Origin of the sequence: Propioniciclava flava, assembly GCF_004126535.1 — a bacterium.
In the GTDB taxonomy this organism is placed as follows: Bacteria; Actinomycetota; Actinomycetes; order Propionibacteriales; family Propionibacteriaceae; genus Propioniciclava; species Propioniciclava flava.
In genome coordinates, this window is record NZ_PPCV01000003.1 from 371,105 (window position 1) to 395,143 (window position 24,039).

At 67.1% G+C, this 24,039-nt stretch carries 22 protein-coding genes and 1 pseudogene; 10 read left to right on the forward strand and 13 right to left on the reverse strand.

Features of this window, described 5'->3' with window-relative positions:
• Positions 1-81: 81 nt before the first annotated feature.
• Positions 82-1,173, forward strand: a complete 1,092-nt coding sequence (locus C1706_RS06355) for a helix-turn-helix domain-containing protein (RefSeq protein WP_129458371.1) — start codon at positions 82-84, stop codon at positions 1,171-1,173.
• 3 nt (positions 1,174-1,176) lie between these two features.
• On the forward strand, positions 1,177-1,710 hold the full coding sequence (locus tag C1706_RS06360) for a hypothetical protein (protein ID WP_129458372.1): 534 nt from the start codon (positions 1,177-1,179) through the stop codon (positions 1,708-1,710).
• Positions 1,711-2,078: 368 nt separating this feature from the next.
• On the opposite strand, the pseudogene C1706_RS06365 reads toward C1706_RS06360, so the two are convergent.
• The 3 genes and pseudogenes from C1706_RS06365 to C1706_RS06375 form a co-directional block, all read right to left on the reverse strand.
• A pseudogene (locus C1706_RS06365) lies at positions 2,079-3,090 on the reverse strand (IS481 family transposase).
• A gap of 118 nt (positions 3,091-3,208) precedes the next feature.
• Positions 3,209-4,408 carry an McrC family protein gene (locus C1706_RS06370; RefSeq protein WP_129458373.1) on the reverse strand — a complete coding sequence of 400 codons (1,200 nt, stop codon included), beginning with the start codon at positions 4,406-4,408 and terminating at the stop codon, positions 3,209-3,211.
• Between the two features lie 10 nt (positions 4,409-4,418).
• A complete protein-coding gene (locus C1706_RS06375; protein WP_129458374.1) occupies positions 4,419-6,905 on the reverse strand; it encodes an McrB family protein in 2,487 nt (828 codons plus the stop codon).
• Between the two features lie 244 nt (positions 6,906-7,149).
• On the opposite strand from C1706_RS06375, the gene C1706_RS06380 reads away from it, so the two are divergent.
• Positions 7,150-7,392, forward strand: a complete 243-nt coding sequence (locus tag C1706_RS06380) for a helix-turn-helix domain-containing protein (protein WP_129458375.1) — start codon at positions 7,150-7,152, stop codon at positions 7,390-7,392.
• 82 nt (positions 7,393-7,474) lie between these two features.
• On the opposite strand, the gene C1706_RS06385 is transcribed toward C1706_RS06380, so the two are convergent.
• A complete protein-coding gene (locus C1706_RS06385) occupies positions 7,475-8,833 on the reverse strand; it encodes a tyrosine-type recombinase/integrase (protein WP_489687007.1) in 1,359 nt (452 codons plus the stop codon).
• A 325-nt stretch (positions 8,834-9,158) separates the two neighbouring features.
• Positions 9,159-9,653 carry an EXLDI protein gene (locus C1706_RS06390; RefSeq protein ID WP_164987459.1) on the reverse strand — a complete coding sequence of 165 codons (495 nt, stop codon included), beginning with the start codon at positions 9,651-9,653 and terminating at the stop codon, positions 9,159-9,161.
• A gap of 344 nt (positions 9,654-9,997) precedes the next feature.
• Between C1706_RS06390 and C1706_RS06395 the strand changes: the two genes are divergently transcribed.
• Positions 9,998-10,222 (forward strand): hypothetical protein, encoded by a 225-nt coding sequence (locus tag C1706_RS06395; protein ID WP_129458378.1) that lies wholly within the window; start codon positions 9,998-10,000, stop codon positions 10,220-10,222.
• Positions 10,223-10,312: 90 nt separating this feature from the next.
• Here C1706_RS06395 and C1706_RS06400 read toward each other — a convergent pair whose 3' ends face one another.
• Positions 10,313-10,915, reverse strand: coding sequence for a DUF1345 domain-containing protein (locus C1706_RS06400; protein WP_129458379.1), 603 nt, complete (start codon positions 10,913-10,915; stop codon positions 10,313-10,315).
• A 226-nt stretch (positions 10,916-11,141) separates the two neighbouring features.
• On the opposite strand from C1706_RS06400, the gene C1706_RS06405 reads away from it, so the two are divergent.
• Positions 11,142-11,651, forward strand: a complete 510-nt coding sequence (locus tag C1706_RS06405; RefSeq protein WP_129458380.1) for a GyrI-like domain-containing protein — start codon at positions 11,142-11,144, stop codon at positions 11,649-11,651.
• 54 nt (positions 11,652-11,705) lie between these two features.
• Here the strand turns inward: C1706_RS06405 and C1706_RS06410 are convergent, their stop codons facing one another.
• The 4 genes from C1706_RS06410 to C1706_RS06425 form a co-directional block, all read right to left on the reverse strand.
• Positions 11,706-11,954 carry a hypothetical protein gene (locus C1706_RS06410; protein WP_129458381.1) on the reverse strand — a complete coding sequence of 83 codons (249 nt, stop codon included), beginning with the start codon at positions 11,952-11,954 and terminating at the stop codon, positions 11,706-11,708.
• 62 nt (positions 11,955-12,016) lie between these two features.
• Positions 12,017-12,865, reverse strand: a complete 849-nt coding sequence (locus C1706_RS06415; protein ID WP_129458382.1) for a transglutaminase family protein — start codon at positions 12,863-12,865, stop codon at positions 12,017-12,019.
• Positions 12,862-13,791: an alpha-E domain-containing protein gene (locus C1706_RS06420; RefSeq protein ID WP_129458383.1), complete on the reverse strand. Its 930-nt coding sequence runs from the start codon at positions 13,789-13,791 to the stop codon at positions 12,862-12,864. The genes C1706_RS06415 and C1706_RS06420 overlap by 4 nt, the downstream gene beginning before the upstream one ends.
• Complete coding sequence (locus C1706_RS06425; protein ID WP_129458384.1) at positions 13,785-15,368, reverse strand: circularly permuted type 2 ATP-grasp protein; 1,584 nt, start codon at positions 15,366-15,368, stop codon at positions 13,785-13,787. Before C1706_RS06425 ends, C1706_RS06420 begins: the two co-directional genes overlap by 7 nt.
• An 82-nt stretch (positions 15,369-15,450) precedes the next feature.
• Here C1706_RS06425 and C1706_RS06430 point away from each other — a divergent pair, with 82 nt between their 5' ends.
• From C1706_RS06430 to C1706_RS06445, 4 genes are read left to right on the forward strand one after another with little or no spacing between them, the layout of a single operon-like run.
• A complete protein-coding gene (locus tag C1706_RS06430; RefSeq protein WP_164987460.1) occupies positions 15,451-17,871 on the forward strand; it encodes a circularly permuted type 2 ATP-grasp protein in 2,421 nt (806 codons plus the stop codon).
• Positions 17,868-18,776, forward strand: coding sequence for a transglutaminase family protein (locus C1706_RS06435; protein WP_129458386.1), 909 nt, complete (start codon positions 17,868-17,870; stop codon positions 18,774-18,776). Before C1706_RS06430 ends, C1706_RS06435 begins: the two co-directional genes overlap by 4 nt.
• A 39-nt stretch (positions 18,777-18,815) precedes the next feature.
• Positions 18,816-19,640: a transglutaminase-like domain-containing protein gene (locus C1706_RS06440; protein ID WP_129458387.1), complete on the forward strand. Its 825-nt coding sequence runs from the start codon at positions 18,816-18,818 to the stop codon at positions 19,638-19,640.
• A complete protein-coding gene (locus C1706_RS06445; RefSeq protein WP_206661007.1) occupies positions 19,637-20,104 on the forward strand; it encodes an acetyltransferase in 468 nt (155 codons plus the stop codon). Before C1706_RS06440 ends, C1706_RS06445 begins: the two co-directional genes overlap by 4 nt.
• Before the next feature lie 21 nt (positions 20,105-20,125).
• On the opposite strand, the gene C1706_RS06450 is transcribed toward C1706_RS06445, so the two are convergent.
• From C1706_RS06450 to C1706_RS06460, 3 genes are all read right to left on the reverse strand, one after another.
• Entirely contained in the window at positions 20,126-20,446 is a 321-nt protein-coding gene (locus C1706_RS06450) for a hypothetical protein (protein WP_129458388.1), read from the reverse strand.
• Positions 20,447-20,956: 510 nt separating this feature from the next.
• A complete protein-coding gene (locus C1706_RS06455; protein WP_129458389.1) occupies positions 20,957-21,448 on the reverse strand; it encodes a phosphoribosyltransferase in 492 nt (163 codons plus the stop codon).
• 54 nt (positions 21,449-21,502) lie between these two features.
• Positions 21,503-22,402, reverse strand: a complete 900-nt coding sequence (locus C1706_RS06460) for an EamA family transporter (RefSeq protein ID WP_129458390.1) — start codon at positions 22,400-22,402, stop codon at positions 21,503-21,505.
• A 244-nt stretch (positions 22,403-22,646) separates the two neighbouring features.
• Here C1706_RS06460 and C1706_RS06465 point away from each other — a divergent pair, with 244 nt between their 5' ends.
• A complete protein-coding gene (locus C1706_RS06465; protein WP_129458429.1) occupies positions 22,647-24,038 on the forward strand; it encodes an MATE family efflux transporter in 1,392 nt (463 codons plus the stop codon).
• Position 24,039: the final 1 nt, after the last annotated feature.

Here is a 24,039-nt window from a genome sequence, read left to right on the forward strand (position 1 = left end):
CCAGCCAATCACAGTCTGGGGACGCCAGGTTGATCGTGTCATGTTTTGCGAAAATCGCAAACTGCGCGCAGACTGTGACGCATGGAGACAACGGGCGACCGAGTGCGCCGCCTCATCGACGAGGCAGGCAGCACGCAGAGGGCGTTCGCCGAGCAAATTGCCATAGAGCAGTCGAAGCTGTCGAAGTCACTCAGTGGAATGCGGAGGTTCACGTCGCTGGAGTTGGCGCTGATCGCCGAGGCCCTCCACGTGACTGTCGACTGGCTGCTCACAGGCCAGGAGCCGGAACTGGCGACCGCAGCACGCCGCTCCGCGGGCAGCTCGGCCGAAACGGCTCTGCGGTTGGCACGCCAGTACGCGACACAGAGGACCAATCTCACCCGTCTGGGATACCCGCAGAAGCCCAATCTCCCAGGGCCGGTGAGTCGTTCCACAACCTGGATCCAGCAGGGGGAGGCGCTGGCGAGTGCGACGACGGCCATGCTGGACTCGATGGGCCTTTCGACGGTGGGTGACCTGCCCAAGGTCATCGAAGAGGCCTTCGGCATCGACGTGGCCATCGAACAGCTGGGAACAGGTTTCGACGGGCTGGCGGTAAGCACGGAAACCACGAAGCTCATACTGGTCGACGCCACGTCGATCACTGCACGGCAGCGGTTCACCATCGCACACGAGTTGGGCCACCTGCTTAGCGGCGACGATCAGGCCATCCATGAGGATGCTGACATCTACTCCTCAGCCAGCAAGAAGGGCGAAGGAGAGGTGCGCGCGAACGCGTTTGCCGCGGCCCTTCTCATGCCGGAACGCTTGGTTCGGTCGATGGTCGCCGAACAAGGGTCGAGCCTTGAGGGGTTGAGCAGTGTGGCCCAGGCGCTGAGTGTCTCACCTACCGCCCTCGCGTACCGCCTCGAGAACCTACGGGTCATCGACGCGGGTCTGCGGAGCGCACTGATGGCTACCACGTCCAAGGCAGCTGCCATGAAGGCGGGGCGGGCAACCGAGTTCGCTGCCGCCAGTGCGGCGTCGATGCAGCGCCGTCCCCCGGGGTTGCTCTTGGCCGACGCCCTAGCTGCCTACGAGGCGGGCCAATCCACCCTGCGGGTGTTCGCCGAGATCCTCGGAGTCGATACCCAGACCTTGCGGCGGGAGTGGGCCGAGGGTGAGGGCCGATAGCTGATGGCCGCCCTGGTCTTCCCGGACACTACGGTGCTCTGCAACTTCGCCGTGGTGCGACAGATGGGACTCCTTGAGGGCTGGCTGCGTGGGCGCGGCCGTTGGACGTCTGCCGTCCGGTTCGAGGTGGGTCGATCGCGCGCTTATCACCCGGCGCTGGGGGACGCGGTCGACGGGCGCTGGCTCGGGGAGGTCATCGAGTTGGAGGGCCACGAGGAAGCCGTCGAGCGCATGAGGCTGGGCGTCTTTGGGGGCATGCCGGAAGAACCGCTGAAACACCTTGGTGAGGCGCAGACCTGCTACCTCATACGCCACCTCAGCGAGTTCGAGGATTCGTGGTGGGTAACCGAGGACGGCGACGCTTACGACTTCGGCGTCCGTTCAGGCATGCAGACGCTGCGCACGTTCGAGGTGATGCAGCACATGGTCGCAGACGGCGATCTGACAGCTGAGGCGGCTCTGGCCTTGATGCGCGCGATGGAAGAGGCGGGGCGCGCCCTGCTGCACGTGCCACAACGGCCGTCATCATTTCGCTAACAAGCGGACTGGCGCCAGGAAGAGCCCAGCCCCTATCCTTCGAAGCCCGCTGCCTCACTCTGGAAGGTGGGGCGCGCGATGGAGTGCCGCCCCACCAGGCCCCCCCTGACTGTCACCGACCGCTCGGTGGCGCACCGACCACCGGGACACTGGCTCACGTCGAGCGCAACACGCAGTCGCGGGATGGGAGATGCTCCGACGGGGACCGGCGTCCAGCGCAATTCCCTGTGCGCTTCGCGGACCACGGCGAGAAGGGGCGTCCAGCGGATCGGGAGTACGGGCAGCCGGGTCCGAAGCTCGACGCCGGGATGGCGCTACGAGCCGCAGGTCAGTGCGGGAAAGCGACAAGAGGCGAAGGCCACCTAAGTCTAGTTGCTCATGACGTTGGTGACGCCCGTCCGGAGGCGTGAGGCTGGGGGCTGGTCACCAGCAGCGCTGTGGGGCCGATGGTAGTTGTAGTGCAGGTTCCAGGTCGCGATCGCTTGGCGGCGGTGCTCCTCGCTGGCCCAGGGGCGGGCGTAGAGCAGCTCGTTGGCCTGGATCCGTTGGTAGCGCTCGACCTTGCCGTTGTGTCGGGGCGTGTACGGCTTGGTTCGCTGATGGCGTGCGGCGAACGAGCAGACCGCGCGGGTGAAGCCCTTGGCGCGATAGCAGGAGCCGTTGTCGGTGACGATCCGGGTGAACCGGGTGATGCCGTGGGCGGCGAACCAGACGTGGGCGCGGTGGAGGAACCCGATCGCGGTCTTGGCGGTCTCGTCGGGGAGGGCCTCGGTGTAGGCGAGCCGGGAGAACCCATCGACTGCGGAGTGGAGGTACACATAGCCGGGTCGGGCGCCACGCACTTTGGCCTTGGCGGTGGGCGCGGGCTGCGGCGCGGGCTTGGTCTGAGTTGATGCCGTGGATGCGCCAGCCGCCGCCGTCGGGGATGCGGCCGACTTTCTTCACGTCGAGGTGGATCATGTGCCCGGGCCAGTGCGCGGTGATCTTGCCGGGCTGGCGGAGCGGTTCGCCGTCGACGTCGAGGTGGTCGAGTCGGTGCAGGCCGAGCTTGTGGAGCCAGCGGGTGACGGTCGCCACCGAGATGGTGATGTCGATCGCCGCGAGTTCGCGCACGATCCGGCGTGCTGACCACTTGTTCTTCCGCATCAGCGCGATCTGCTCGACCACCGTCGTCGGGGTCTGGGTCGGGCGTCGTCGGGGTGCGCTGGAGTGATCGTGGAGGCCGGCTTCGCCGTGCTCGCGGTAGCGGGCCACCCACTTGCCCAGGCACTGGCGTGAGACGCCTGCTTCGGCGGCGATGTGGGCGATTGGGCGGTGGCGGCAGGGCAGCACCAGCCGCAGACGGCCCTCGGGAGTCAAGGGGGCATTACGGTGGGTCACAGGGCAGGTCCTTCGGATCGGCGAGGGTTGTCTTGGTCGACTTCCATCTTGCCGCCGGGGACCTGCCCGTCCCTCACCCCCTACCGCCGGGTGACACCAACCTCATGAGCCGCAACACCTAAGCGGACGGTGCACCATGCAGCAACCCTGTGACCATGGCACCGATGCTGGAGTCGAGCTCCTCGGGTGAGCCGTGCAACGACAGCCGGACTGTGTCCAAGATGGTTCCCCCGTTGCGCACGTGAAGCCGCCTCGGTGGTGCGGGGAGGTCTCCGGCGTCGGCGTAGATCAGGACGCCTCTGGGAAGTGCGAGCGACGTGCAGTAGGCGAGGAGCTGGTAGTAGTCCGAGCTGCGCCCCGTGCCATCGGTGGTCAACTTGTACTTCACGTCGGCGACCAGTTCCGTGCGGCCCCCATGATCGGTGACGATCAGGTCCGGCGCTGTGACCACGAAGCGTTCTTCGTCCAGGGGCACGGGTTGCTGGCAGGTGAGGCGGCGCCCGTCGGTCAGCAGGGCGGCGACCCGCGCCGAGACGAAGTCTTCGAACACCTTGTTCATGTCGACCATGAAGGAGGAGCTCACGGTCGAGCCGGCCCCGTGCCCGAAGCCAGACGACCTGAGGATGAGGATGGCTAGCTGGGCGGTGTCTGCGTAGTGGTCGTTCAGGCGGTTGGTGAGCGGTGCGGTGGCTGTGAGGTCATCCGGCCGCAGCGCTCCGACTCCCGGGATCATGCGCATGAGGCGCCTGAGATCCATCGCGGTGTGGGCGGGCACCCCTGGCTGGCGGGCCAAGGCGTGGGCGGCCGAGGTGACGAGCCGGTTGAGGCGCGTGTCGACCGTCCATTCGTCGAAGCGGCACGGAAGGGGGGTTGGCAGACCGCCTGTGTGGGCGAGCGCGGGGAGATCGACGCGTCCGCGTAGGGCGTCCAGTCGCTCAGCCTGCTCCACATAGGCGCGATCAGGGCCGAGCACCAGCGTCCGTTCGAGCATTCGCGCGTACCACGCGGCCACCGCTGGGGTGAGGGACGCCGAGGCATGGCCCAGTGAGAAGTCGAGGAAGGAGACACGCCGAGTGCTCCATGTCATGAGGCGCAGAACGTTCTCCATCGGCACCTTGGGGGTGACGTGCACGATCAATCCGGGGATGCTGATCGACCCCACGTGGGAGGACGCTGTCAATCGGAAGCCTGAGCGCGCAGGACTGATGGTTAGCCGAGATCCGCTTGCCAGCTGAAGCTGGCGAGCTTGGGCGTCCGTCAGCGACACGTCCACCGACCGGTACTCGGGAACGTGGATGGTGACGGGTTCGACGGTCATGCTGGCCCGTTCAGGGCAGTTCTCCGTTGGGTGCGCTCGCGCCGCTTTGCGTGTTGGCGTCAGGTGACTCGCCTTCTGGTTCCTCGTCCCGAGGTGCGGCACCCAGGTTCAGCTGGGATTGGTAGCGGACGCGTACCGCAGGCCAGCTCCACCGTGCGAGCTCCTGGGTGCGGCCCCACAACAACTCCTCCAGGGTCGGGTGGATGTTGTAGGTCCAGATGCGTTCCAACGCCTCTTCGGACAGGTCCTCCTTCATGAAGTGGCTGGGTCCGATCACCAAGTGGTCGCCGATCTCGGTTCGCAGCTCAGCATTGACTGCGTCTAGCAGATCCGCGACGACGGTAGCGCGGCCGTAGCGGTGAAGCCAGCGGCGCAGGAGACCCTTCATGGCGCCGAGGTGCGGGAAGAAGGGGATGAAGTGGAAGCGTCGACGCAGGGCGGCATCCACCAGGGCCACTGATCTGTCGGCCGTGTTCATGGTCGCTATGAAGAACAGGTTTCGTGGCAGCTGGAAGCCCTCAGGTCGGTACAGAGTTGCGACCTTCGCGTCCCGGTACTCCAGCAGGAACAGCAGTTCACCCATCACCTTGGGCACGTTCGCTCGGTTGAGCTCGTCGATCACCAGGACGTAGGTGTGATCCGGATCGACGCGGGCTGCCTCCGCGATCCTGGCCAGGGGTCCCGGGCGAAGCTCGTAGTGCACCTGACCGCTGGCGAGAGTGGGTCGGAGCCCCTCGAAGAAGTCCTCGTAGGTGCTGGCGGGGTGGAACTGGACGATGGTTGTCCGCTCGGCTTCGCCTTCGGCCAGTGCCGTGGCCAAGCGCTTCGCGACGAAGGTCTTGCCCGTGCCAGGCGGGCCGTAGAAGACAACCTGCCCCTTGTCGTCCAGGAGGGCCGCGATCTCCTCGAGGAAGGACCGATCGAGGCTCAATTGCGTGGCGGCGTCGCCGAGGTAGTCCACCTCCGTGGTCGGAATCTCCTCTGGTTCGGGTGGTTCTTCGCCCTCTTCGAACGGCACCGCTCCCCTGAAGGCGAGCAGGTCGTTCCACTCGGCGTCGGACCACGTCTCCGGCTTCCCTCTGAGGCGGACGAGGGTCCACAGGAGCCCTTGGACGTCGAGCCGGTCGCGGGGCGGGTTCTCCCAAGTCGGAGCGTCGCGCAGGACCTCGTCGAACAGCAGGTACGCGCGGTGGAGCAGGTGCCCCGGGGTGGAGTCCGGCGGCGCCTCTCCCCAGCCAGTCAAGCGCCACATGGCACGTGCGGTTCCTATGGTGACCGGGGGGAACTGCTTCTCATCCTTGGCAAGGAGGAGCGTCGATGCGAGGCTCAGGATCGCGCCCGGCGTCGTCCGTCCCGACGGTGCGATCAGCCGCCCGAAGGCATCGACAGCAGGTGCGACATTCTCGGGACGCGCATCGGCCCAGAGTGTGTGCAGCGCGTGAGCGCCGTCGGCGGGATTCTCACGGACCCAGTCGTTGAGGGGCAGGCGGTTGAAGGTGCTGGTGAGGTTGTTGCTCCTATGGTTGAGCCCGGCTCTGACCAGATCAGGCCAATCCGGACTGTTCGAGGCTGCACTGCGGGCTTCGCTGAGCTTCCCGGCGACCTCGAGCTTGTAGCTTCGCTCATGCCGGTCGAAGTCCAACTCGGTGGTCTCCCACAGTCGGCGCGCCCAGGAGAGGAACGCGTTCCATTGCTTCTGAGGCGCAGCCCACAGCCAGTGCAGCGGGTCGCTGGTGGCGTCGTAGTAGCTGTAGCCCGCACCCCAGGTCGCCGAGAGCCGTCGCCGGATGGCCATGAGTGCGCGGTCCGGGTCCGAGGTGTCGTCGCCCTCTTGGGCGAAGCGATCGATGATCAGTCGCTTGTGCGTTGGAGAGACCGTCGACTCGAACACGTCTGGGTAGAGCTCATGCAGCAGACCCCACCGGGCGGCGTCCCCCGACGGTGTCGGTGAGGCGGCCCAGAAGTCTCGCAGTGCCAGCGGGTCGTTCTGCAGCTCGGCGATCTTCTCGGGGGGTTCCCGCAGGAAGGCCGAGATGAGCGTGATCAGCGTCGTGAGCTGGACGTCGCGGCGCGTGTTGGCCCACTGGCCGGGGTGCGCGAAGCCCGGGCTCATGGACGCCGCCACTTCAGCAGGCAGAGCGGGCCGGTCGGGGTGCCAGGACAGGATCGCGTTGAGGTCGGAGATCTTCTTCTTCCCGGAGATGGCCCCTTCCCAGATCCACCAGAAGAAGACCACGTGGAGCTCAGCCATGAGCTGAACGGCGTCAGGGGACGCATCGCTCAGTTGCTCCTGCAGCTTCTGCAGGAAAGTGAGACCCGCCCTCAGGTCGGGGCGTTGGACGAACTTCTCATCCAGCTCCTCAAGGTTCTCGAGGGTCCAGATTCGCTTACCCGGGGTCAGGATGGAACCGCCCTCGGGCAGGGTCTCCACAAACCATTGGGACGCGAGCGTGTAGATCCGCTGCTTCTCGGCGTCGTTGCCTGCATGAGCTGTCACGGTGCCTCCTGGAAAGACTTACCCCCATCCTGCCCACTGAAGCCCCGATGCTGTTGTCGCGTCGCTGAACTGGGATGGACGCCCACAGTGCGGCGCGGGTCGCGGAATCCCACGAGGACCACCAAGCCGACCCCGTGTTGCTGAATGGTACGGATTTCGTTCGGAGTGTCCGTGGAGGGCCTTCTTGGTCACTTCTGGAGGGCGAAGGACCACACCAGCGTCCGTCAATCACCGAGGAGATGACATGACCGCCCTGACGATGACTCGTTCGAGGAAGCCCACCAAGCAGCCGACGTGCGATCGCACGTCGAAGTGGTTGTCCTACCCTGAGGCGGCCGAGCTGTCCACGCTGTCGGTGCGGTCGCTGAAGCGGCTGACTGCGGCGGGGAAGCTGCCGTGCTACGTGGTGGGAGGCAAGGTGCTGCGGCTCAAGGCGTCCGATGTGGAGGCCCTGTTCGTGCCCGCGAACGAGTGCCGAGGGCGGTGACCGTCCACGGATCTGGATCCCTGGAGTGCGCGTCCCCATGGGGGCGCGCACTTCGCGTTGGGGCGGACGGGCACGGCGGGCCTCAGGCGTCGTCGAGAGGATGGGCGAGCATGGTCATGCGCTTGGCGAGGTCCTTCTTCCGGTCGTTGACGGCTTCTTGGTAGCGCATGGCGACGTGGATGTCGCTGTGGCCGGCGAACTGCATGAGCTCCTTGGTGGTAGCCCCGGAGATCGCCGCCATGGTGGCGGCGAAGTGCCGGAGGTCGTGGAAGCGGAAGTCGGGGCGTCCGATTTGGTGCCGGGCCTTGTGGAACCCATTGCCGGGGTGGGTCTGCTTGCCGGTGCGCTTGTTGAAGCGGGGGGCGTGGCCATAGACCTGCCCAGGGGTGAGGGGGAGACCCTCGTTTCCGGGGAAGACGAGTGCGTCGGCGTCCGACGCGGTGAAGGTGGCGAGGTGCTGGTGGACGTCATCGATCAGGTGGGGTGGCAGGTAGACGGTCCGGCGTCCGGCCACCGACTTGGGGGTGGTGATGAGTCGCTGCCCTGACACAGTCACGGCTGCTTGCCGGACGGTGATGGTTCCTTCGGTGAGGTCGAGGTCGCGGCGGCGGAGGCCGGTGAGTTCGCCGAACCGGAGACCGCACCACGCAGCCAGGAGCACCAGGAGCCTGTGGCGTGGGGGCATCGCTTGGGCGAGGTCCTCGATCTGGGCGATGGTGAGCAGGGTGATGTCCTTGGGGGTGGCGCGGGCGGTGGCTCCTTCGACGGAGACGGGGGACTCTGTTACCAGTCGGCGGGCGACGGCGGTGCGGAAGATCGACTTGAGCAAGGAGTAGGCGTGTGAGCGCATGGTCGGGGCGTCGGGGAGGGTGCGATACCAGGCGTTGATGTCCTGATGGGTGATGGACGACAACGTCCGATCATGGAGCGGGGCGAACCAGCGTTCGTGGATGTCGAGGTAGTGCTCGCGGGTGCGGTCCTTGAGGGGGCGTCCCTTGACCAGGCGGTTGTCGATCCATTCGCGGGCGAACTCGTCGAACGTGGTCGACGCGACTTCGACCTGCCTGCGTCGATCGGCGGGAGGCGTCCACTCTCCCCGCTCGATCAGGCCAAGCTCCTGGGCCAACCATCCTTGGGCGCGGATCTCGTTCGAGAACGTCATCCCGGCAGTGTGGTACTTGCGATCAGGGCCCTTGTAACGGACGGCGAACCGGTTGCCGGTGCGGAGTAGAGTCCCGAATGATCGGTATCGCGCTCCCTTGGCGGGCCCGGGACGCTTCCTCGTCGTGTCCGGGGAGCTTGGTTCTCCACGAACGGTGTGTATCTTCCGTGTATCTTCGCGGTCTCGATCGGCCCTTGGTGCCCGTCCGGTCATGAGCCCGATGATAGCCACGCCAGATGCAAAAGTGCTAGTGGATGCCTGATTGGCCTGCCCTGTCATGCCGTGGCTGCAAGAGGCTGAGATGGTCAAATCACTAATTCAAGTCCAGTTAGGCCCACCGATCATAATGCCGGTTTTACTAGGGGAAACATCCACCAGGTCGAACCGGCGTTCTCGTCTCGTGCGATATAGGTGCGATACGGGTACCCCTCGACCACCTCAACGGAAGGTCGTCCCTCATGTTGACCACACCGCGCTACACCCGTCACGAGGCCTATCTTGACCGGGGGTACTTGCCGTAGTGGTAGGCCTCCGTAGCCCCGCTTACTTGGGGCGAGATCTTCAGCAAACCGGGGTCCGTATCTCTTGTCATGATCGATGCCTCTCAGATGTCCAGATCCTCGACGAGTTGCCCCTCGGATGCTCTTTCGAATGCTGCCCACTGCTCCGTGGTTAGAACCCCTTTGAGGTCTTCGCTCGTCGGGAAGATCCGGAGCGATCTAACGACCGCTTCATAATCGGCGGGGCCCCATCCAGCACCGTCAGATCTCAGCCCGGTGAACGTCCACGTCGGAATGTTGCGGACATAAACGGCGAACTGCTGCCTAGCCGTCTCGAAGATCTCGGTAACCACGAGGTGCTGTTCGGACTGCTGGCGATGCTTCAGGAGCCGGCGCCCGAGGAACCGCTTCGTCACAGTGACACCGCCCTCATCGACGTCGAGCTCCACCCTCGCCAGCCCCGCGGACTCACGATGCTTGGCCTCGACAAATAGCCGCAACCCACTTGCGACTGCTGGCGAGAGGCCGCCGCCCAACTCTGCCGCCTCACTGAACAGCTCGGCATCGTCATCCGACACGTACACGTTCCTCGTAGCCATGACAATGAGCATAGTTATGCACATACACCTAGTCAAGAAGATTCACTGATCAATCTCTCTGGCTCCAGACCCGGTATGCACTCGTGCTCCTGATCATCAGAGCGTTGCAACGACCACCAGGTTTCAGCGATTTCACCCTGTCACCTACGTCTTGAGACATCACACGATCTCCCGTCTGTACGTATGCCACGGCGAGGCCGTGGCGCACACCTCCCTCACGAGACGACTCATGAGGGAGGCCGAGATGAAGGGCGGGGTGAGCCTGTTACGCAGCACAGGTGCCGCCGCGCGCCGCTATGTCGAGGCCGACCGTTCCCGCGCTGACGAGTACTCCCATCCATGACGTGACGAACCTGCTCGCGCGAGGTCAGTGCTGTCATGTCGGGAACTTCCCATCAACCGATGCTCGCCCGGTTGAAGGGGAGGAGGAATACCGCGAGCACGTGGTGCAGAACACTGCGGTCCGGATCATTGCGCACACCCTGGATCTCGATGACGAACCCACCGTCGTGTTGCGGAGCGTCCACCAACTAGTCGCCGAGATGCGGGCTGCGGGCGTCGCAACCTGACGAGTGTGTTCCTGGTGGTGAGTCACGGTTTGCCCGATCTCATATCGCCTCCCAGCAGAGTCCCGGGAGGCGCGAGGGTAGTTGGGGTGCTCAGGAGTAGCTGGTGATCAGGTTGATCGCGACGCCGACGATGGCCGTGTTGTACAGGAAGCTCAGCACTCCATGCCAGGTGACGATGCGGCGCATGTGCGGGGTGATGACGCTGGAGTCGCTGGTCGCGAACGAGATGCCGAGGGTGAAGGCGAAATACACGTAGTCGGACGGCTCGGGGGTGGCGTCCCCGGCGAACTCGATGGCAGGGGTTTCGCCGCGGGCTAGCGCCATCGCCGCCTCGTCGCGATACACGTCGGAGTAGCCGAAGTGGAGTACCGCCCAGGCGAGCAGGATCATCGGGACGGCGACTTCGTCGAATCCGTAGTCAGCGGGGGTGATGACGGCATTGAGGGCGCCTGTGAGGCCGACGGCGCTGGCGAGCAGGGCGAACGCGAGCCGTGTGCGGATGCTGCGGGCCGTGGTGGTCCGGTCCCTGCCGGGGACGCGGAGCCGGACGAGCCGGAATATCACGTACGTCGCAGCAATGAGGCACCACACCAACGATCCCGCGGGGCCAGACATGAGCACCACGTAGAGGCCCGACAGGGTGAGGCTGAGTTGAAGCAGGGTTTCGATGATGATGCTGGTGCGTGCCTTCATCGCGTGCACGCCTCCACGGAACGAGGCGAGGTGAGTGCGGGGAACAATCCTCTGGGTGCCCGGATGGGTGACGTGGCCACACTGCGGTGGGCCAAGGGGGCAAGCTCATGGAGTCCAGGCTAGAGGTTGGGGTGGAGGGCGCCATCCCGTGCCGTGGCTACCGCTGAGGCGCGCAGGTAGCATGAGGTGGCAGGTTTTCCCCGAACAGCGAGCCCCAGGAGTGTCGATGTCAGAGTTGTACCTTCTCCACCCCGAACCGCGTGCCGCGATGGTGGTCGTACAGGTCCCCGAGGTGCCCACAGCCGTCGTTTCGGTCGTTGACTACCCGCTGGACGAGATGTCGACGCTGTTCGACCGGGGGTTCTCGGCGCTCTTCCCGGCCTTGGCCGCCGCAGGGATCACGCCGGTGGGCCCTGCCTTCTCCCTGCACCACCGGATGCCGACCGCGACCGGCGACTTCGAGATCGGCGTCCCCGTCGACCGGGTGTTGCCCGAGCCGATCGACGCTGACGGCGTCCGGATCGAGCCGTCAGTTCTGCCCGGCGGCGACGTCGCGACGGTCTCCCATGTGGGCGCCTACGACGCGCTGGGGGAGGCGTGGGGCGGGCTGATGGCGTCCGTGATCGCCGATGGTCGCGAGCCCGCGTTCCCGTTCTGGGAGGTCTACGTCACCGAACCATCCCCGGACGCCGACCCTGCCACGCTGCGCACCGACCTGTACACACGGCTGGCTTAACGCAACCCGGCTGATCTGGTACACGCGACCGCGGTCGGCCGCCTCCGCCTGGGTTTAGGTGGCCGGATCGAGCCGTTGCATCTCCTCGACGATCCAGCGCGCCGTCTCGCGGGGGCAGGCGCCCGGATCGCTGAAACTCACCGCGAACACCCCGGTGATCTCGGTGAGTTGCGGAACGCCGCGCAGCGCGAGGATCTCGTCGGCCTCGGCGCTGTACTCGTCCCGGGGTGCGCCCGTGGCGATCAGCCCGACCGGGTCGGCCTTCGCCAGAATCTCGATGAGCACGTCCCGTGAAATCGCCATGCGCTCAGACTAGAAGACCGAACCGAACCCCGCTCGCCACAACCCGGCTCACCGTCGGACGGCTAGCGCATCCGCGTGATGGAAACCTCGACATACATGTCCTCGGCGGGACCGCCGGTGAAGATGCCGCGCATCGGCGGGACATCGGAGTAGTCGCGGCCGCGTCCCACCACCACGTGATCGTTGCCGACCACGCCCGAGTTTGTCGGGTCGAGCGGCACCCAGCTTCCGGCCCAGTACTCGATCCACGCGTGCGACTGCCCGGTGGTGGGCTCATCGAGTTCTTGGCCGCTGTCGGCCACCAAGTAGCCCGACACGTACCGTGCGGGTACGCCCGCGACGCGGAGCGCCCCGATGGTGAGGTGGGAGAGGTCCTGGCAGACGCCCGCCCCCTTGCTCCACACCTCCTGCGCTGTCGTGGACACGCTCGTCACACCCGGAACATACGAGATGCGTTCGGCGATCAACTCCCGCGCAGACGCCACCAGCGCCTCTGGTGTGGCGGCCCGGGCGGACGCCTCCGTGATCGACGCGGCCAGATCCGGGTGAGGGGCCACCAGGGGGCGGCATTCCAGGAACTCGGCGAAGTCACTGAGCAACTGTGGTGACCGCAGGGTCTCCCAGGACGCCGACCGGTCAGTGTCGGTGGAGCGGTCGACGTCCACCGTGCTGGTCGACACCACCCGCAGATGGTCGTGCAGTTCGTGCACCTCAAAGCTGGTGACGGCCGTACCCCAATAGTCGGTGTAGGCGTGCGTCCAGGCGGTCGGGCTCACATCCAGCCGGGTGTGCAACACGACTTGGTTGCCGTCCGACAGGGGGGTCATGCGCACCTCGTTGAACGAGGACGTTGCACCCCCGTCGTAGCGATAGCCGGTCGAATGGACGACCCGCAGCGTCGTCGCCGTCATGCCGCACCCCCGCTCCACACCGGGGCCAGCGACCCGACGAAGTACCGGTGCGCGATCGCCGCATCGACGTCGACACACACCTGCTGCAACTGCCTCAACCGATCAGGAAGGTCGGTGAGAACCTCCGACAGGCTTTGATACTCCAACTCGGCTCGGGCCCGCCCCAGCAGCCGCAACCCTTCGCTGGGGAAACCGCTGCGCCGTGATCCGGGCTCCAACTCCGCCAGCGCCTCCTCGGCCCTGCTCAGCGAGTGGACCACCGAGCGGGGGAACAGCCGATCCAAGAGCAGGAACTCGGCGGCGTCGTGGCCGAGCGTCGCCGCACCGTGGGTGCGACGGTAGGCGTGGAGGGCGCCGCTGGCGCGCAACGCGTTGTTCCAGGCGCTCATGGAGCGCCGGTTGGCGGACACCCACAGCAACAGCCGGGCCATCATGTCGACTCGTTCGAGTTGGCGTCCCAGTTGAAGAAACTGCCAGCCCTCATCGTGGCTCATCGTCGTGTCCGCGATACCTGAGATCAGGACGCACCGATCCCGGACGAACGCCAACGCCGCCAACGGACGCCGACGCCGCGACTCGTCGGTGCGGACGCTGTTCCAGGTGGTGTTGAGGCTCTCCCACATTTCCGGGGGGACGGTCTCGCGGGCCCGGCGCGCGGACTCGCGTCCGCCCCCGAGCGAGGCGAGGATCGAGCAGGCTGCCGTCGGATGGTTTTGGATGGTGCGCAGCACCTCCTGGGAACTCACCGGCCCGGCGGGAGGTTCCATGCCCAACACGGCGAACAGGGTCACCGTCGAGAGACGGGTGTCGACCGACGGATCCTCCACGAGCAACTGGAGGTACACCTCCAAGAGACGGGACGTGTCTTCGGCGCGCTCCACATAGCGCCCGATCCAGTACAGCGACTCCGCGATGCGGCTCAGCATGTCGCGCCCCCCTCGGATGCCGTTTGCTGTTGTTGTTCCTGCTGGGAGCGCGGCGGCTGAATGCGGACGTCTTCGCGTCGCTGCATCGCCATCGCGACCGGATGGACGCTCGCCTCCGGGATTTCCTCGTGCGGACGCTCGGAGGTGTCGGCCAGCACCCAGGTGTCCTTCGAGCCGCCGCCCTGGCTGGAGTTCACGATCAACTCGCCTTCGGGCAGGGCGACGCGGGTCAACCCGCCGGGCAGCACCCACACGCCGCTGCCATCGTTGACCGCGAACGGACGCAAATCCACGTGCCGGGGAACCAGTCGGTCATTGATCATCGTCGGCACGGTGGACAGTTGCACGACGGGCTGCGCGATCCAGCCGCGCGGATCGGCCTCGATTCGGGCCCGCAGGGCGGCGATCTCCTCGGCGGAGGCAGCCGGGCCGATGACGATGCCCTTGCCGCCCGAACCGTCCACGGGTTTGACGACGAGTTCGTCTAGGCGGTCCATCACCTCTTCGCGGTGCGCGTCCTCTTCGAGGCGCCACGTGTCGACGCCCGCGATGATCGGTTCTTCGCCGAGGTAGTAGCGGATCAGGTCGGGCACATAGGTGTAGACGAGTTTGTCGTCGGCCACACCGTTGCCGACAGCGTTCGCGATGGTGACGTTGCCGCGGCGGGCCGCGTTCATCAGCCCGGCGACGCCCAGGAGCGAATCGGAGCGGAACGTGGCCGGGTCGAGGAACTCGTCATCGACGCGGCGGTAGATGACGTGCACCGGACGCAACCCTTGGGTGGTGCGCACCGACACGTAGCCGTTCTGGCAGACCAGGTCGCGGCCTTCGACGAGTTCGCAGCCCATCATCCGCGCCAGCAAGGCGTGCTCGAAGTAGGCCGAGTTGAACACGCCCGGCGTCAGGACGACGACGGTCGGGTCGGACACACCGCGGGGCGCGCAGGCGGTGAGGGCAGCGCGGAGCCGCAGCGGATACTCCTGCACCGAACGGAGCTGGTGCAGCGCCGCGACCTCGGGTAGCGCCGCCGACAGGGCACGGCGGTTCGAGATGACATAGGAGACCCCTGAGGGCACCCGGACGTTGTCCTCCAGGACGCGGAAGTCGCCCTGCGGGTCACGGATCAGATCCACCCCGGCGACGTGGACGCGGACCCCGTTGGGCGGGTTGAACCCGTGCGCTGCCCGGTGGAAGTGGTGGGAGGTCGTCACGACCTTGCGGGGCATCACCCCGTCGGTGAACACGCGTCCCTCGCCGTACACGTCGTCGAGGAACTTCTCCAACGCCAGCACGCGCTGCTTGACGCCCGCCTCGACGACCGCCCATTCGGCGGCCTGCACGATGCGCGGCACGATGTCGAGCGGGAACGGGGTTTCACGCCCGCCGAGGTCGAACGTGACGCCCTGATCGACGTAGGTGCGGCGCAGGAACTCGACACGTGTGTGCAGTTCGCCGGGGTCGAGCTGGCCGAGGGCTTCGAGAACACCCGCGGCGGCGGGGCGGAGTGTCCCGTCCGCGAAGAACACTTCGTCGAACGAGTCCGGACGGAGGGGGTAACCGTCGAACCAGGGGCTCATGGTGAAGAAAGCTACTGGCGGGTCGTTTCCGCCGTGTTTCGATCCGGTTCCACCCGAGCGCGACCCTCTAGGCTCGGGGCCGATGAACGCTACACCTGCTGTGCCGGGCCTGACCCCTGCCGTCCTCGCTCAGCGCACTACTGCCGTCGCCGCGATGGTCGAGGGGGACGGCATCGTCGCCGGTGCCGACGCCGAGGGACGCCCGCAGCCGTTGCGCGTGGATCCTGGCCCCCTGGTCATCGACGCGCAGGAATGGGCGGGGCTGGAGCGGGCACTCGCCCAGCGGGCCACCCTCCTGGATGCGGTATTGGCAGACCTGTACGGCCCGCGTGAACTCGTCAAACGGGGCCTGATCCCGCCCCAGATCATCGTGGGGCATCCGGGGTTCTTCGCGGCGGCGTCCGGGATCCCGACCCGGGGTGCGCTCCTGACGACGGCCGCCGACCTCGGCAAGGACGCCGACGGGCAGTGGCGGGTGCTGGCCGACCGCACTCAGCGTCCGCTGGGGGCCGGGTATGCGATGGCGATCCGCCGGGTCATCGCCCGTGCGCTCGCGCCCGTGCACCGCGCCACACCGTTGCGACGCCTGCGCGGCTACTTCGACGCGTTGCGCTCGGGGCTGCTGGAGTTGGGGTCGTCCGCGTCGGAGGCGCCCCGTGTCGTCATGCTGCGGGCGGCCGACGAGGACGAGTCGGCCTTCGATGAGATGTTCGCCGCGACACTGCTCGGTTTTCCGGTGGTCGTCTCCGACGATGTGGCGTTGCGTGACGGGCGGCTATGGCTCACCACCACCGGACGCGACGAGCCCATCGACATCCTCGTGCGCCGCGTGGACGCGCGCAGCGCCGACCCGCTGGATCTGGTGGCCGGGTCGGGCGCCGGCATTCCGGGCCTGGTGGAGGCCACGCGACGCGGCAACGTCACGGTGGTGAACCCGGTCGGCTCGGGCGTCCTGGAAAACCCGGCCCTGGGAGCGTTCCTGCCCGCCATCGCGCGCGCCCTCCTGGACGAGGATCTGTTGCTGCCCTCGGCTCGCACCTGGTGGTGCGGTGAGGAGACCGGACGCCGTCACGCCGCCGCGCACCTCGACGACATCGTCGTCGCGCCGCTGGCCTCGTTGCCGGGACAGGGACGCGTGTTCACCGCCGACCTGACCCGCGACGAGCGCGCCGCCTTGTGGGAGCGGGTGGAGTCCGAGCCGTGGGCATGGAGCGCACAAGAGGTTCTGCCGCCTTGGCAGGTTGATCTGGTGGGCGCCGCGCCGGGAAGTAACCGAGCGGGTTTGCTGCGGACGTTCACCCTGGCCGGGGCGTCCGGATCCACCGTCATGCCCGGCGGGCTGGCGCGCTTCGCCGCACAAGAGGGAGCGCGCCGCGTCCCCGCGCTGGCTGAGGCCATCGCCAAGGACGTCTGGGTGCTCGACGAGGACGCCGAGCGCCCCGACGTGCCGCAAGGCCACCGCGACCGCGACCGCATCGAGGTCCCTGCCGCGACGGTCGGCCCCGTCCCGTTGCCGCCCCGCGCAGCCGAGGATCTGTACTGGTTCGGGCGCTACGTCGAGCGAGCCGAATCGACGGCGCGACTCTTGCTGGTGGCTGACGACCTCGTCGAAGACCACCTCACCCGTCCCGGCACCATCGGTCACGCCGCCATGACCACCATGCTGGGCGCCATCGACGCCGTCACCTCCGTCCAGCGGTATCGCGGACGCGCCACCGCAGCGGATACGGCAGCGTTCCCCAGCGGCGAGGATCCCGTCGGGCACCTGCGCCGCCTCGTCTTCGAGGCGGGACGCCGCGGCAGCGTCCGCTTCTCGGCGGCACGCGCCAACCAGGCGGCCTCCCGCGTCCGGGAGTTGCTGTCGCTGGACGCCTGGCTGGTGCTCAGCCGGCTGCAACGCACACTCATCCCCACCCAGCCGAACGAGGAGGATCTGCAAGGCGTCCTGGCGGCGGTCATCGAAGCGTGCCTGGCGTTGTCCGGCATGAGCGCCGAGGGCCTCGTCCGCGACGCAAGTTGGGCGTTCCACGATGCCGGACGCCGCGTCGAGCGCGCCCAAGAGACGGTGCGGGTGCTGCGCCGGACGCTGCCCGCCGCGTCCACCCCGGGTGCTGCGCTGGTGCGGGAGGCGACCCTGCGCGCCCGCGAGAGCCTGCTGTCGTATCGCCGACGCCGCGCAGAGGGCGGCCGTGGGCGTTCCCCGCTCGCCGTGGCGCTGGAGTTGCTGCTGCTGGACGAGACGAACCCGCGCTCGGTGGCCTACCAACTCGACCGGCTGCAGGACGATCTGCGGCACGCGCCCTCCCCTGATCCGGCGGCAGTGCTGCGCGTCCCGACGTTGGCGCTTGCGGGGGCCGACGCCGTCGCCTTGGCCCTCGACCCGGAGGCCCTCGACGTGTTCCTCGCCGACCTGGAGGCGCAACTGCGGGCAGTGTCGGGCAGCGTGGAGGCGGCGTGCTTCCCGCATCGCGCCCCCGCGCACAGTTTCGAGGAGCGCCGGTGAAACCCCTTGATCCGCAGCACTTCGAGCCTCGCTTCTACGAGGTAGAGCACATCACCACCTACGACTACAGCGCCGACGTGCGGGCCAGCTACGGGCGGGCGTGCCTGCGTCCGCGCGACACCGCCACCCAGCGGATCTGCGAACACACGATCCGCGTCACGCCCGAGCCGGGACTGCTCAGCGAACACACCGACCTGTTCGGCAACGCGAGCCACTACCTGGAGATCCAGCAGCCTCACCGACGCCTGGAGGTCGCCAAAACGAGCCTGGTGCACGTGACGGCTATCGCTCCGGACTTGTCTGCCCTGAATCGTTGGACGGTCGCCGAGGCGGCCGCCGTGCCGCCCCCCGGCGATCCCACCTTGGGGGCGGCGTACCTGCTGCCCTCACCGCTGATCCGCCCCACGGCCCCCGTTCACGCTCGCGCCCTCGATGCGCTTGCCCCGGATGCTCCCTTGGGGGAGGCGCTGGATCGCCTCATCACCGGCATCTACACCGACTTCACCTACTCCAGCGGTGTCACAAGTGTGACGACGTCCCTGGCTGAGTTGTTGGAGTTGAAAGCGGGCGTGTGCCAGGACTTCGCCCACTTGGCGATCGGTTGCCTGCGGGCCGTCGGATTGCCCGCCCGCTACGTCAGCGGCTACCTGGAAACGCAGCCGCCGCCAGGTCGTCCGAAGCTGCGCGGCGCGGACGCGACGCACGCGTGGGCGTCCGTGGGGTTGCCGGACGGCACCTGGCTGGATCTGGACCCCACCAACGATTGTGTGGCTGATGGACGCTACGTGACGACGGCGTGGGGTCGGGACTATCGTGACGTCACCCCGCTGAAGGGGGTCATCTTCACTGATGGGACGACGAGTTCGCTGAACGTGAGCGTCGACGTCCATCGCGTCGAGGAATGACCCCACCCCCGTACGCTCGTCCCCGTTCAGAGAGACCCCATGCCCCAGCCTGTCACTCACGTTTCTTCCCATCTGGAGGCCGAGGTCACCGCGGTGGCCGAGATCGTCTTGAGCGTTGCGGTCGCCTACGGCGTCGAGGAGGAAACCCTCACCGTCAGCGTGGACGGTAGCCCGGTCGCCGTCGAGGAGGTCCTCGCCCCGCATGGGACGCGGCTGCACGTCCTGCGGGACGTTCCGGTGGGTGCGCTCGTGGTCGACTACCGGGCCTCCGTCCCTGCGGGGCACGGTCCTGCGCCGATCCCGTCCGCGCAGGACGCCGCAGAGCCGCTGGAGCGCATCACCTATCTGCGCCCCAGCCGTTACGCCGAGTCGGACGCGCTCAGTTCCGTCGCGGTGGCCGAGTTCGACGGGCTTGCCGGGAAGGCGCTGCTGGACGCGGTGAGTTCCTGGGTGGGCCAGCACCTGACGTATGTGAGCGGTTCCAGCGGGCCGACCGACGGCGCGGTGAAGATCTACGTGGAGCGCGAAGGTGTGTGTCGCGACTACGCCCATCTCGTGATCGCCCTCCTGCGTGCCCGCGGCGTCCCGGCACGCCTGGTGTCGGTGTATGCGCCCGGCTTGGAGCCGATGGACTTCCACGCCGTCGTCGAGGCCCGGTTGGAGGATGGCTGGTACCTGGTGGACGCCACCAACCTGGCCCCCCGTCAGGCGATGGTGCGGATCGCGACGGGCCGCGACGCCGCCGACACCGCGTTCATGACGGTCAACACGGGCCGGATGGACTTCACCGGCATGCGGGTGACGGCCATCCGGGAACCTAACCTGCCCGTCGATGACGTCACGAAGCTGGTTCGACTGCGGTGAGGGCAGAAAAGTCTGGCGGTGGTGAACGGCTGCGGATCAGGGCGTGCCGGGGCCCGGAGGAGTATCCGAGCCTGGTGGCGAGCTGGCGCAGCGCCGTGGACGCCACGCACGGCTTCCTCGCGGCCGAGGATCGTGCCGAGATCGAGGCGCACCTGATACCGGAGTACTTTCCCCACGTTGACCTGGTGATTGCTGAGCGTGGAGGGTCGCCCGTCGGGTTCGTGGGGGTGGCGGCGTCCAAGATGGAGATGCTGTTCGTCGACGCGCTGGCACGCGGCAGCGGAGTGGGGAGCGCTCTCGTGGCGCACGTCGTGGAGGTGTCGGGTGTGGACGCCGTCGACGTCAACGAGCACAACGACGAGGCGACGACCTTCTACCGCCGCCGAGGATTCGTCATCACCGGACGCAGCCCTCATGACGACCAGGGCCGTCCCTACCCGATACTTCACCTCTCACGGGAATGAATGACTCCCAGTCCGCGTGCGTTAGCGGAGCGCTGTGAGAAGGTCGATTGCGAGTTTCTGGAGTTCTTCGAGGCCTGGCTTTGCCTCGCTGCCAACGAGGTTGATGTTGCCGTGATGCGGCGTTTCAACAAGGCACATGATTCCGTCGAAGGCTTTGCCGCAGACGATGGCATTGTCTGCCACGAAGACGGGGTCGCTGAGTATCTCGGCTGACTCCTGCGCGGTGGATTCTACGCTGGTTGCCAGCACAATGTAGTTGTCGTTTGGGCGATCGAAGAAGCCCTGTCGTTCGCTGACGGGGGTGTATCCCCAGCCGCCGATGGCGGTCGGCAGCGTCTCCATGAGGGGCACCGCGTCAGCGAGTGGCTCCCGTGTCGAATGGGGTGAGAGCGTAGATGATGCGCCTGGCGCTGGCGAGGTGGGCGTCGGTGGCTGCGAGATGAAGTAGGCGCTCACGCCGATGATGAGCGCCAGCACGGGGAGGCCGATGAATAGAGGCAACATCCACCCGGAGGGTTTCTTACCCGGCGGTGGTGCTGGCGGGTAGCCGTACTGCCCGGGTGCGTAGCCATGAGGTGCTGGTGCGTAGCCATGAGGTGCTGGTGGGTAGCCCTGAGGTCCGGACGGATAACCCTGTGGTGCCGGTGGATAACCCTGAGGCCCGGGTGGGTTGCCATGGGGCTGGGGTGAGCCATGCGGGCCGGGTGGATAGCCGTGCGGCGGGGGCGGGGTGCCATGAGGAGAACCGGCCCCCCAGTTTGCGTTGTTCATGGCTCGTCCTTTCCGATGCCGCCGCCTCACCCCATTGTGCCTGATCGGCCGCCCAGGCCCTAAGACCCTCCAGGGGTGTCTTCAGTTGTCGAGGCGGGTGGTGTTCCTCAGTGGGGGCAGGCTCGACCAGGGGAACGCGATCCACTCGTCGGTGCGCTTCCACACGTAGTCACAGGCGATCAGTGAGCGCGGCTTCTCGTACAGGACCGCCGTGCGGGATTCGCTGGCGTGCTCGTCGCAGAAGTTCCGCACCGAGCGGAGGGTCTCGCCGGTGTCGGCGACATCGTCAATGATCAAGACGCTGCGGCCATCGAGATAGTTCGTGGCGGGCAGCGGCGGCAGGAACACCGGCGCGGGCAGGCGCTCATCGACGCCGGTGTAGAACTCGACGTTGATGATGTGGATGTTCTTCTGATCCAAGGCGTAGGCGATGGCCCCCGCAGGCAACAGGCCCCCGCGTGTGATGGACAGCATCACGTCCGGCTCGTAACCCGAATCGACGATCTGCTGCGCGAGTTCGCGCGTCGCCTCTCCGAATCGTTCCCACGTCAAGATTTCGCGCACCTCACCCATGACGCCATTCTGACAGGCCCGAGGGGGACCGTCAGCGTCTCTCGGGTGGGTCGGTCAGGTCGCGTCGGGGCTGTCGGTGCTGGCGCGGGAACGCGACCGCAAGGCAAAACTGCCACCGGCCACCGCGACGCCGACCAGCATGATCGCCGCCCCGATCAACTCGCCCGCTGAGGGAACCTCGTTCATCACCAGCCAGGCCGAAGCGATCCCGACGACCGGAACGAGCAAAATGTAGGGCACCACCGACGTCGCCGGATGCCGGGCCAGCAAGCTGTTGAAGATCGTGTACCCGATCAGGGACGCCGCGATCACCGTGTACGCGGTGCCCAGCACGGCCGTCCACCCGAACCCGGCAAAGCCGCGCGCCAACGCGGCCGGGCCGTCCAGCACCAGACTCAACGCGAGTGCGGGCAGCGGCACCACGATGCCCGACCACACCACCATCGACAGCCCCGAGGCCACCTTCGCTTGGCGGACCAGCACATTGCCGATCGCCCACGCGGCCGCGGCGGCCAGCGTGACAAACAGGGGGATCACGGGGGCCTGCATCCCGTGAGCCACCGCGATGATCGCCAACCCCACCGTCCCGATGAGGACGCCGACCAGTTGTTCGCTACGCGGACGCTCACGCAGGCCCACCCAGGCGAGCAGGACGGTGAACAGCACCTGGGCCTGGAGCACCAGCGACGCCATTCCGGCGGGCATCCCGAGCGAGATCGCGAGGTACAGCAGGCTGAACTGCCCCAAACTCATGAACGCGCCAATCAGCAAGATGGTGCGCCAGGCAGCGTCCGGCTTCGGGACGAAGAAGATGGCCGGGAACACCACGAACACGAACCGGATGGCGACGAACATCAGCGGCGGCAGGTCAGCCATGCCGAGGTCGATGGCGATGAAGTTGAGACCCCACAAGACGGCAACGAGCACAGCGAGGAGACGATCACGAACGGGCACCCGCCCAGCGTCGCATGCTGCACCCGTCACCCGGGCGGATGCCCACATGCGGCGTCCCCCGAAGAAGCAGCAGCGCTGTCGCCCACACGGCGAGCAGGCAACTGGGGACAACTCCGAGGGCACGGGGGAAGCGAGCCAGATACAGTCGAAGTGCTCGCTGGCTTTTCTGCCGCCACCCTCCGCGAGATCCACCGATCCAACCCCGATTGGGCGTGATTGTCGCGCCCCGGAGACTGCCGCTGTGATGTCCGCTACCCGTTCCCTGACCGCAGGTCCGCCGTTGCGCGTGATCGTCGCCTTCACCTTCCCGCTGCTGATCGGCAACCTGTTCCAGCAGGTGTATCAGTTCACCGACGCCGCCGTCGTGGGCCGCATGGTCGGCGTGGACGCGCTCGCGGCCGTGGGGGCGTCCGGATCCCTGGTGTTCTTGCTGATCGGCTTCACCTTTGGCGCGTCAACCGGCCTGGGGATCCCGGTGGCACGCGCCTTCGGTGCAGGAGACATGGGGGCGATGCGCCGCCATGTCGCGCTCGGCATCCTGATCTCGGTTGGCATCGCTGCCGCCATCACGACGGTCGGGACCGTCTTCGCCGAGCCGATGCTCGTCGCCATGCAAACCCCCGCTGCGCTTATGGCCGACGCCACCGCCTTTCTGCGCGTCACCTTCTGGGCGGCACCGATCACCATGGCGTTCAACTACCTTGCGGCCGTCATCCGCGCCCTCGGCGACTCGAGGACGCCGCTGATCTTCCTCATCGTGTCCTGCGTTCTCAACGTCATCTTGGTCATGGTGTTCATCGGATCGTTCGGGCTCGGCGTGGGGGGTGCCGCGCTCGCGACAGCCCTCGCGCAGTGCACCTCCGTGATCGCCTGCCTGACGCTCATCGCCACCAAGATGCCCATCCTGCGGCTGACGCGCGCCGACTGGCGTGCCCTCCCCGGTGAACTGGGGGAGTCGGCGCGATCCGGCATGGCGATGGGGTTCCAGATGTCGGTGATCGCGATTGGCGCGATCGTCTTGCAGTACGCGATCAACGGGCTGGGAGCCGAGGCGGTCGCGGCCACGACGGCGTCCCTGCGGGTCGACCAGATCGCCGTCGCACCGCTGGCGTCCTTCGGCATGGCGTTGACGACCTTCGTCGCCCAAAACCGCGGCGCAGGGCACCTGGCCCGCATCCGCACCGGAGTGTGGCAAGTGACCTTGCTCACGTGGGGAGTGGCGTTGCTGCTCGGCGGCCTCATCTTCGTGTTCGGTACCGCCGTGGTGCAGATCTTCATCGGGGACGCCGCCCCGCACGTCGTCGACTTGGCTCACCAATACCTGGTGATCAACGCCGCCCTCTACCCGATCCTGGCGAGCCTGTTCGTCCTGCGGAACGCGGTGCAAGGGCTCGGGTCGAGCATGGTCCCCACCCTCGCGGGGTTCATGGAACTGGTGTTCCGGGCCGCCGCAGGCCTCCTCCTGGTGGGCCCGCTCGGGTTCGTCGGCGTCGCGGTGGCGGCACCGCTGGCATGGATCGGGGCGCTCGTCCCGGTCGCCATCGCATGGTTCCGGTGGCGGACCCGGCTGCTGTGCGAGGAACGCGGCTGCACCGGGGTTCCTGCCGACGAACTCGGATCGCTCGCGACCGCTTGAC